At 27.1% G+C, this 10,441-nt stretch carries 12 protein-coding genes; all 12 read left to right on the top strand.

Annotated features, from left to right (window positions below):
- The coding region (locus tag L8W56_RS08565) for a bacteriophage T4 gp5 trimerisation domain-containing protein (protein ID WP_263660008.1) at positions 1–957 on the top strand (957 nt) is incomplete at its 5' end.
- Between the two features lie 70 nt (positions 958–1,027).
- On the top strand, positions 1,028–1,906 hold the full coding sequence (locus L8W56_RS08560) for an ankyrin repeat domain-containing protein (protein ID WP_263660007.1): 879 nt from the start codon (positions 1,028–1,030) through the stop codon (positions 1,904–1,906).
- Positions 1,907–1,916: 10 nt separating this feature from the next.
- Complete coding sequence (locus tag L8W56_RS08555; RefSeq protein ID WP_195672374.1) at positions 1,917–2,210, top strand: hypothetical protein; 294 nt, start codon at positions 1,917–1,919, stop codon at positions 2,208–2,210.
- 28 nt (positions 2,211–2,238) lie between these two features.
- Entirely contained in the window at positions 2,239–3,117 is an 879-nt protein-coding gene (locus L8W56_RS08550) for an ankyrin repeat domain-containing protein (protein WP_263660006.1), read from the top strand.
- Between the two features lie 26 nt (positions 3,118–3,143).
- The gene (locus tag L8W56_RS08545; protein WP_263660005.1) at positions 3,144–4,706 is read left to right on the top strand and encodes a putative toxin; all 1,563 of its coding nucleotides are present in this window, start codon (positions 3,144–3,146) and stop codon (positions 4,704–4,706) included.
- Between the two features lie 30 nt (positions 4,707–4,736).
- Positions 4,737–5,816 (top strand): AAA family ATPase, encoded by a 1,080-nt coding sequence (locus L8W56_RS08540; protein WP_263660004.1) that lies wholly within the window; start codon positions 4,737–4,739, stop codon positions 5,814–5,816.
- Positions 5,816–6,499, top strand: a complete 684-nt coding sequence (locus tag L8W56_RS08535; RefSeq protein ID WP_263660003.1) for a DUF4276 family protein — start codon at positions 5,816–5,818, stop codon at positions 6,497–6,499. Before L8W56_RS08540 ends, L8W56_RS08535 begins: the two co-directional genes overlap by 1 nt.
- Positions 6,496–7,746 carry a hypothetical protein gene (locus tag L8W56_RS08530; protein ID WP_263660001.1) on the top strand — a complete coding sequence of 417 codons (1,251 nt, stop codon included), beginning with the start codon at positions 6,496–6,498 and terminating at the stop codon, positions 7,744–7,746. The genes L8W56_RS08535 and L8W56_RS08530 overlap by 4 nt, the downstream gene beginning before the upstream one ends.
- A complete protein-coding gene (locus L8W56_RS08525; protein WP_263660000.1) occupies positions 7,739–8,770 on the top strand; it encodes a hypothetical protein in 1,032 nt (343 codons plus the stop codon). The genes L8W56_RS08530 and L8W56_RS08525 overlap by 8 nt, the downstream gene beginning before the upstream one ends.
- A 3-nt stretch (positions 8,771–8,773) precedes the next feature.
- A complete protein-coding gene (locus L8W56_RS08520) occupies positions 8,774–9,418 on the top strand; it encodes a PoNe immunity protein domain-containing protein (RefSeq protein WP_220520021.1) in 645 nt (214 codons plus the stop codon).
- A gap of 44 nt (positions 9,419–9,462) precedes the next feature.
- Positions 9,463–9,813: a DUF4299 domain-containing protein gene (locus L8W56_RS08515; RefSeq protein WP_044598815.1), complete on the top strand. Its 351-nt coding sequence runs from the start codon at positions 9,463–9,465 to the stop codon at positions 9,811–9,813.
- A gap of 32 nt (positions 9,814–9,845) precedes the next feature.
- Positions 9,846–10,441, top strand: a 596-nt coding sequence (locus L8W56_RS08510; RefSeq protein ID WP_263659999.1) for a hypothetical protein, incomplete at its 3' end; no start/stop codon positions are given.

Below are 10,441 nucleotides of genomic sequence, written 5' to 3'. Positions count from 1 at the left end.
ACTATGCCACAATATAACTACCCAAGATACAAAAGAGAAATCGCTGGACAAACACTAAATTATCTAAGTGCTATACCTATGTATAATAAAGGCTTAGATGAACTTAAACTACAAGAAAATACAGAATATAATCTAAATTATAAAAATGAACATTATCTAACTATCTCTAATTCTACTATAGGAAAAGATAATACCGATGCAAAAGCAAGAAATGAAATCACTTTAAAAAATGATATAGACAAGGAAGAATTTTACATTTTAGCACAAAAAGATTATAAAGAAGAAATAGGCAATAACTATGAGCAAACTATAAAAAATAACAAAACCTCAGAAGTAGGAGCTTTATATACTGAATTTATTACCTTAGGGCATATGCAAAATATCATAGGTTTTAAAAATGTCAATGTAGGTGCGCAGTATCTAGAAAATACCCTGCTTTCTAAAGATACTAATGTGGGTTTAAGTAATACTTTGAATGTAGGAATTAGTAATGAAGTCAATATCGGACAAAATCATGAAGAAAAAATAGGAAATGATAAAAGAGTAATCATCAACAATAACCTAGAGCAAGATATCAAAAATGATTTTATCCAAAGAATAGGACATAATAAAAATGAAACCATAAAAGGTTCTTATGTGCTTCAAACCAATCAAAGTATAAAATTTCACTCCAAAAAAGATCTAAGCATAGAAACAAATGAGTATTTCAAAGCTGAAGCTGATGATTCTATTAGTTTTAAAGCTAAAAATAATTGTTCCTTTACGGCTGATGAAATAAATACTTTAGCTAATAAAGAAAGCACTTTAATAGCACAAAAACGAATCATCTCTCAAGTAGGTGAAAATACCACCATCACACAAACAAAAGATAAGATTATACTTCAAGTAGGAAAAATGCAAGTAATTATAGATGATAAAGGTTTAAGGGTAAAAGGAGGTGATTTGAGAGCAGATTAAAAGCAATTTTTTTAAATTAAAACTAAAATCACAAAGAAACCCAATTTATAAAAAAACTAAAGGAAAAACAATGAAAACATTAGAAGAAATATTATCTTTAGAAGAAGATGTAGATAAATATGTAAAAAACTTATGTTTAGAATTTTATGATCTTGTAGAGGCTAACAAACTTGAAGAAGTTAAAGAATTTTTAAAAGATTATCCTGTGCCTGAAATATTTTTTGAAAAATGCTATACACCTTATTGGGATAGTGAAAACAAAAGAGCTATTATCGATCCTGTTATCGCTTTAGCTTGTGCAGGAATTGCTTATGATAAAAGTAAAAGTTTTGAAATGATGGAGTATTTTGAAAATTTAGGACTTAAAGCCAATGAAGTGTGCTTTGGATACAATGCACTTAGTAGGTATATTGATAGAGATGGAAAAAATAAAGAAGTAATAGAGTATTTTTTTAAAAAAGGATGCACATTTGAAACTTATAATGAAGAAAGCGGCAGCACTCCTTTACATGAATGGATATTATGCGGCGAAGAAGTGAAGTATTTAGAAGAAGCTTTAAAACTAGGAGCAAATCCTAATATGAGAGCCATTAAAACAGAAAGTGAATTTAGCTTTACTAATACAGGAGAAACCCTTTTGCATAGAGCTGCAGAATCTGATGAGAAACCTATAGGAGCTTGTGTGGAAGTGCTAATCAAATATGGAGCTGATGTAAATGCGGCTAATTGTTGTATAAGTGATATTGAAGATGGAAAAATTGAATATTATGATCCTGCTACTCCATTGGATAGAGCTAATACTTGCGATATAAATAAAAACATAAAAATCTTAAAAAAAGCAGGAGCTAAGACTTGGGAGGAATTGGTTGAAGAATACAATATCGATACAAGCTTAGAAGAACCAGAACAAATTAAAATGTATGAAGAAAGAAGAAAGAAGAAAAAATAAAGGAAAAACAATGGATTTTAATACCGATATTTTAGAAAGCTTAGATGATTTCAAAGCATTTTTAGACACAAAACCTAATAAAGAACTCCTAGAAGCAGTAAAAAATCATATAGATGATTTTATGGAAGGTGCATATAATAATTTAGATCCAGAAAACTACGAAGTTGCTTTTGAAGAAGATACTGGTATACCTTATGATGAAGCAGATGAGGATGAATTTAAGGATTGGTTTATTAAAAATGTGCTTTGTCATGATGATTTAAGTGAGATTTATAAAATACTAAAATCACTTGTTAAAGATTAAAACTCATTTTATAAAGAAAGGAAAAACAATGAAAACATTAGAAGAATTAATAAATTTTGAAGAAAATTCTTCAGAAGAATATTTAGAAGAATTATGTTTAGAATTTTATGATCTTGTAGAGGCTAACAAACTTGAAGAAGTTAAAGAATTTTTAAAAGATTATCCTGTGCCTGAAATATTTTTTGAAAAATGCTATACACCTTATTGGGATAGTGAAAACAAAAGAGCTATTATAGATACTGCTATCACTTTAGCTTGTGCAGGAATTGCTTATGATAAAAGTAAAAGTTTTGAAATGATGGAGTATTTTGAAAATTTAGGACTTAAAGCTGATGAAGTGTGCTTTGGATTTAATGCACTTAGTAGGTATATTGATAGAGATGGAAAAAATAAAGAAGTAATAGAGTATTTTTTTAAAAAAGGATGCACATTTGAAACTTATAATGAAGAAAGTGGCAGCACTCCTTTGCATGTTTGGATATTGTTTAATCATGCAAATTATTTAGAAGAAGCTTTAAAACTAGGAGCAAATCCTAATATGAGAAGTATTAAAACAGAAAATGAATTTAGTTTTAGCGATGCAGGAAAAACCCTTTTACATAGGGCTGCAGGAAGCAAAGAAAAACCTATAGGAGCTTGTGTGGAAGTGCTAATCAAATATGGAGCTGATGTGAATGCGGCTAATTGTGGTATAAGTGATATTGAAGATGGAAAAATCAGCTATTATAAACCTGCAACCCCATTAGATAGAGCTAATACTTGCGATATAAATAAAAACATAAAAATCTTAAAAAAAGCAGGAGCTAAGACTTGGGAAGAATTGGTTAAAGAATATGATATAGATACAAGCTTAGAAAGAATAGAACAAATTAAAATGTATGAAGAAAGAAGAAAGAAGAAAAATTAAGATAAAAAACAAAAAAGGATTTTTCATTGGAATTTAATGATGTGAAATTTAAAATCAAAGAATTTGAAAGTGTAGATATCATCAGTGGTTATTCTCTTGCCTTTTATTTGCCTAAAGAAGAGCATATGATAGGAGAAGAAAACAAGAATAAAAACCAAAAAACAAAAAAAGATGAATATCGCATCAATAAAAGCAAATCTTTAGAATATATACAAACAATCAATGAAGAAAAAGAAAAAGAAATTGAAAAACTTAAACTTCAAAGCAATGAAAAAATCAATGAAGAATTTGATAAATTAAAAGATGATGCTTTGCCTGCTAAAGGATATAAAAGAAAAGATTATGAATACGATGTATTTTATGATATTTATACAAGTGATGATAATATAAAAAATCATATAAGATCATTTTCAATAGATAATGGCGTGGCAACAGTAACAAAGGATTTCTTGAAAGAATTTTATGAAAAATCTTTCAAGAATGAATCTGGTTATAAATGGTGTCTTATACCTAGACTAATCTGTGATAAAGGAGAATCTAGTTTTGATCCTGTGCCTATTTTAAATAGCAGCTTTGTCATTTCAGAATTAAGTAATATTAAGCAAAAAACCCTTACTTTTCAAAGAAAAATAGCCAATGTGGAACATCCAAGTCATTTTGCTTTACAAAGTCCTAAGGTTTTTAAAAGTATGCTTGAAAACAAACAAAGCTTTGCTTCTTATGGTGGTAAAGAAAAACAAATAAAAGATCTTTTAAAAAGCGCACAACATAAGCTTGAAACCATTAAAAAAGCAGATGGAATTTCTGAAGAAACTAAGGAAGATTTGCAGGAAAAACAAAAAGAAGAAGTTGAAAAATGCAAAGAATTAAAAAATAATAAGAAAAAAATTTCACCTAAACTCATAGGAGATACGGGAGAATATGTTGCTTCTTTGCTTTTTGGGAAAAGATCTACACGCTATTTAAGCAATCAAAGAAAACTAGATGCGAATTTTAACATTCATAGTTTTAATCATACTATACCTGATTTTTTAGTAAATATTAATGGTATTCCTAGTTTAGTCGAAGTTAAAAATGTCCAAGTTCAAAGTCTAACAGAACAAATAAGTTTTGAGTTAAAACTCGCTAGAGAATATGAGCTTGATTACATCTTTGTGTGTAATCATTATACACATTTAACAGAAAATGTAACAGGAAGTGTATTGACTCGTGAAGAACATGAAAAACTAGCACTCGATGGAAAAAAAGTAGGTGAGTTTAATAAAGAAACAAAAAGATTGAAAAAAACAAAGGTGGTAGAAATCCTAAATGAAAAGGATAAAGACAAGCAAAATTGGTCTGAAGTATCAAATATTCAAACTTCTCGTTTGAGAATTTTTTCAGAAAAAGGTGGAGATTGTGATGCAAGAAGTGGCTTTATCTACCATAGGCATTTACATAGAAGCATAAAAACTGCTTTTAAAGAAATATATCTACATCATATAAAAGGAGCAACACCTAATAAAATAGTAATAAAAAGATTAAATTTAAATAATGCAGAAGAATTAGAAGAAGTTTTTAATGAAAATAAAAACCTTCAAAAAAGTTAAAGAAGTTTTGTGAAAATCAAAAGGATATAAATGCTAAATAACATAACAATCAAAGGCTATAAATCTATAAAAGATTTATCCGAATTTGAACTTAAAAATTTAAATATCTTAATCGGTGCAAATGGTGCAGGTAAAAGTAATTTTATCTCGGTATTTAAAATGCTTAATGCATTGTTTAATAAAAATTTGCAATTTTATACACAAGATAAAGGACCTGATAGTTTTTTGTATTTTGGTAGAAAAGAAACAAATGAGATATATTTTAAATTTACTTTTGGTAAAAATAGTTATTATGCTACTTTAATTCCAACAAGTGAAAATAAACTTATGATATCAAAAGAATATATTTTCTTTGATGGAGATTATAAAAATTATGAAGAACTCATAGGAAGCAATCAATTAGAAAGCAATCTTTCAAAAATAATGGAGCAATCTTATTCTAAAAAAGTGGCACAACATGTTATAAGTGAAATTAAGAAATGGAAGCTTTATCATTTTCATGATACTGGAGATACATCTAAAATGAAAAGCATATGTGATGTAAATGATAATCTTATATTCAAAGAAGATGCACAAAATATAGCAGCTTATCTTAAAATGCTCCATGATAATCACAATAAACATTATGAACAAATTTTAACTACTATACAAGATATTGCTCCTTTTTTTGGGGGATTTATTTTTAGAAATAGTGATAATATACAATTAGAATGGTACCATAAAAACGATCCTGATACTCCTTTTAAAGCACATATGCTTTCTGATGGAACTTTAAGGTTTATATGCTTAGCTACTTTATTGCTTCAGCCTTTTGAGCTAATGTCAGGAACAATTATTATCGATGAGCCTGAATTAGGACTACATCCTTATGCGTTAAAAATTTTAAGCGAGATCATTAAAAGAGTAGCTCAAGAAAAACAACTCATTATTTCTTCTCAATCTGTAGAACTGATAAATCATTTTGAAGCACAAGATATTATAGTTGTAGATAAAGAAGGTGATCAATCTATTTTTACAAGAATGGACAATGAAAAACTACAAACTTGGCTTGAAGAATACACACTTGGAGAAATTTGGGCTAGTAATCTTATAGGTGGGAGACCAAAATAATGTCAGATATTATAAGATGCTATGTAATTTGCGAAGGACAAAGTGAAGAAAAATTTATCAATGAAACTTTAAGTCCGTATTTTCACAATGTCAAAATTTATCTCACTCCACTTACAATACCTACATCTAAAGGACACAAAGGCGGTGCGCTTTCGTATGATAGAGTGGTTGATTTTATTGTTAAAAAATTAAAACAAGACACACAAGCTTTTATGACAACTATGTTTGATTATTATGGATTAGATGATGAATTTTTAAAAGAAAATAAAGCTAATACTGATATATATGAATATATTGAAAAAATACAAAAAGATTTTGATGAAGCAATTAAACAAAAATGCGATACAAATAAATTTTTTAGCTATATACAACCACATGAATTTGAAAGTTTGCTTTTTAGTGATATTACAAAAATCATTGAAGCAGACGCTGAATGGGATGAAAAACTCATTTGCGAATTAGAATGTATTATCGAAAAATACAATAATCCAGAATTAATCAACAATAGCAAGGAAACAAGTCCGTCACACAGGCTAAAAAAGATTTTTTCTTCTCCTAGTTATAAAAAAGTTTTGCATGGTAGCAAAATTGCCAAAGAAATTGGTATAGACAACATAAGATTAAAATGTCAACACTTTAACAAATGGTGTGAAAAAATTGATGCTTTGAAAGCTTTTAAATGAAACAAACATTAAGTGCCAATCAGGTTAGCTTTCATCTTTTATCTAAAAAAACTTTTAGTGATGAAAAATACCTTAACGCTTGGAGTTTAAAAGGTAATCGCCTTAATTTACAAGAATGGCTTGATTTTAAAAAAGCTAATGAAAATAATTTTTATAATAAACATTTAGAAAATACCTTAAAAGCTATACAAGAACTTAAAGCTTGTTTTAGTATTGATAAATTTGAAGGTATAAATCTACACAGTGAGGATGAATGGTTAAATTTTTTACCTTCAAATTATACTCAAATTTACAATCGTTTATGCAAAGATAAAAGCAAATACATTTTACATAGATATTATCAAAAAGATGAATTAAGTGAAATAGGAACTCTTAAAAACCTCTCCCCTAATTTACCTTTTTGGGATGAAAAAGGAGAAAATTTCTCTCAAAGCCAAATCAATACTCTTATAGAAAAAGATAATCTAGCACCCTACTTTAATAAATATGATATTTATTTCAACTCATCACTATACCTTACTTTTAATCTTAATGATGAAAATTTAAATTATCTAGTAAAAAATTATGAAGATAAACTTAATTATGGCTTTATCTCAAAAACTCAAGAACAACTTCAAAAAGAGTTAAATTTAAGTAAAGATGAAAAAATCATCTTAGAACTTGAAAATATTTTTTTAAGTCTTTGTAAAGGCATAAGTGCTGATTATGCCTTTATGGATTTTTCTTATTTTTTTGCAGGGTATGATTATATATTAAATTCTAAAAATAATACTTTAAAATCTTACCCTATTAGTTATGATGAGTTAATTTATAAAAGAAGCTTTAAAGAGCATATAGAAGAATATGCAAATAATTATTTTTTAAATTATTATTCTAAAGAACTTTTAAATGAACTTGAAAATCAAAACTTAAATAACAATAGAATAAATCATTATCTTAAAAACTATAATAAAATTCCAAAAAACACAGAAGAAGAAAACATACAAGGTATGCTTTCTAAGCAAAAAAATGTAAATATCAACTTTGTAAATTTTATAGATTATAAAGACTATGTTTATAATAACAAAGATGATTTTTGGAATTTCTCATTAGAAAAAAACTCTATACTTTGGCAAAAATTTCTAAGCAAGGATACCATAAAACCTTTTCCTTCAAATTTTGATTGTTCTTTGGAAGAAAAACTTCTTTATGCTAAAGATGAGCAATTAGAAAGCATACTTCAAACCCACAAGGCTTTTTATGGCTAAAAAAAGAAAAATAACTCTTCCTAAAATAGAAGCTATTAATATAAGTCCTGATACTTCTTGTTTGCATCCTATATTAGAAGATAATACTTTATTATGCATACATGGAGGTAAAGTTAATTTAAAAGCAAAGAATGCTAAAAGAATAAAATCAGACAATGTTCCTATTATGCTTAATAACGAAATACAAGGAGCTAGTATAAGTGGATGTGTAAATCCACCTATGCTAGGAGGACCTTGTACTAAAGTAGCTTTAGTATTTGCTCATACTTATTCAAATCATAAAGTAAATCATAAACATTCTGTATTACAAATGGGTTTAATAGGGGTAAGTAATAAAGGTTATCCTATACTAGCTATACCTAAGAAAAATAAGATTAAATTTGCTTTAGCTAAAATACAAGCTAATCCTCTTGCTAAGATTAAATGGGACAAGATAAGATGGGAAGGGATAGGAGGTAAGCTAAAAGCAGCACAAAGAAGAAAACAAGTAAATAAACAACAAGTATTTTTAAAAGAAGTTCAAGCACAACAAAAAGAAGCTAAAAAAGTTTTAGCAAATATGGAAAAAAAGATACAAAAATTAAATGGCATTGATAAATTAAGCAATAAACAAAAAGGAAATTATGGCGAAGCTAAAATGCATTTGCATTATTTAAATCAAGGCTATAAAAGAATTAGCTTAAACAAAGTTCAAGGACTTGATGATAAAATTCATCAAGGAATTGATGGAATTTATTATAACCCCAATAAAAATCCAAAATATATCATCGCAGAAGCTAAGTTTGGAACAAGCAAGTTAAATAGAAATCAAAAAACCAAACAGATGAGTAATAGTTGGATATTAGAAGAGGACAAAAATAGACTTGGTGTTGCAGATGAAGAACATAGAGAAAAGATAAAAGAACTTCTTGAAAAAAATAGCAATGAAATCAGAAAAGATTTATTTCATGTTGATGAAGGAGGTAAAGAAACCATTCATTATTTAGATAAAGATGCAAATAAAATTAAAAAACCTAAAGGATAGAAAATGGTAAGAGATACTAAGAAAGATGAAGCGTATTTTACAAAACATATAATAAAGTGTGAAGAAGATATCAAGAAATCCGAAAAAATATTTTTAGAACTTCCTTTTGGAGATAGACAAACTTGTATTTTTTGTATAGAAGATAGAAAAAAATGTATTGCTTTAGATAAATACTCTCGTGGTGATGATATAAACATAGTTAAAAAAGATTTAGAAGCACTTATGCTATTAAAAGAAAAAAATCGTTTAGAAACAGGATTGGATATTGGCTATTACAGGGGAAATGCTATTGAACTTTGCGTTAGAGTATTATTAGATATGGATACTACTTGTTTGCTAGAATTAATAGAAGAAGATGAGAGAAAAAGAAGGGATATACTCAATAGAGATTGGTTTTTACATTTTATAGGTTCTAAGGGTAAGAAGTTAAATTTAGAACGCAAATGTGCTTGCAAAGAACATGAACTGATTAAAGAATTTATAGCCACACAAGATATTGAGTTTTTACATAAATATATGAAAAAACATACAAGGTTAAGGGATCCTTTAGATACCTGGGATCTTGAAGGTGCTGCAATTGTAAAACTAATGAATTTGGATAAAGAAGAATTTAAACAGTATAAATACTTTCCTTATGATTTAATATAAAATTTCTTAGTTATAATTTCATTTTATATTTAAGGAAAAAATTTATGAAAGATTTAAAACTTTTACAAAAGCGTTGGGAAGAAGCTTATGAGGCTATGCCTAAACTTTATGATGCATTAGACAAAACAATAGTAAATTTTACTCTTAGTGAAGATACAGATACTATTTTATTTAAAGAACCTTGGGAAAATTTTGAACTAGATGATGAAAATGAAGAAGTAGAATGGAGGTTAAGTTTTTTTAGTATTAGCGAAGATAAACCTCTAGGATATTTAGAATATAAAGAAGCTTTAGAAAAATTACAAGAATTTGCTTTAATACAATCAGAAGAAAGAATTTTAATTAGAGCTATAAATTTAAAAGAACTTAAAAATTTAAGATTGAAAGAACTATGATACTTCCTCAACCCATATTTTTAAATAAACTTATGCAATTTTTATCTAGTGAAAATTTAAATCTAAATAGTTTTAAAAAAGATATAGAAAACATAATCTCTAAAAAAGACTTACAAATTTTATTAGATTTAAATACAAAAATTATGGGTATTGCTAAAATAATTATTCAAGATAAAAAAGAAATTAATATACTGCTGCCACAATCTAATAAAGAGCATAAATTACAATATACACCTACAAAATTAGAAATTAAAAAAGATTTTGAAATTAAACTTGATAGCTTGGAAAATTGTAGCAACAAACAATTATTAGATATCATTAAACAAGAATATCCAAATAATATAGTAAAAGAACTAACTATTAATCTATCAAAAGAAAAAATAAAAATACTTTTCATTGTCAATGAAATACCAAAATTTTTAAAATCTATATACAAAGAATGTGATTTTAAAGATTACGGCTTAATGAACTATATCGAATTTGATAAAATTTTTAATCTTAAAATAGAAGATTTTAGATATTTTACGCTTGTTACACCCTTTGGGGCAAAAAAAATACAATTGTATTGGATAAATGAATATGAAAATCTTCAAGAAACACTCAATTGTATTTCAATCCCAATACCCCA

Source organism: Campylobacter sp. IFREMER_LSEM_CL1085 (assembly GCF_025772235.1).
GTDB classification, from domain to species: domain Bacteria; phylum Campylobacterota; class Campylobacteria; order Campylobacterales; family Campylobacteraceae; genus Campylobacter_D; species Campylobacter_D lari_D.
This window is presented reverse-complemented; position numbering and strand designations above follow the sequence as displayed.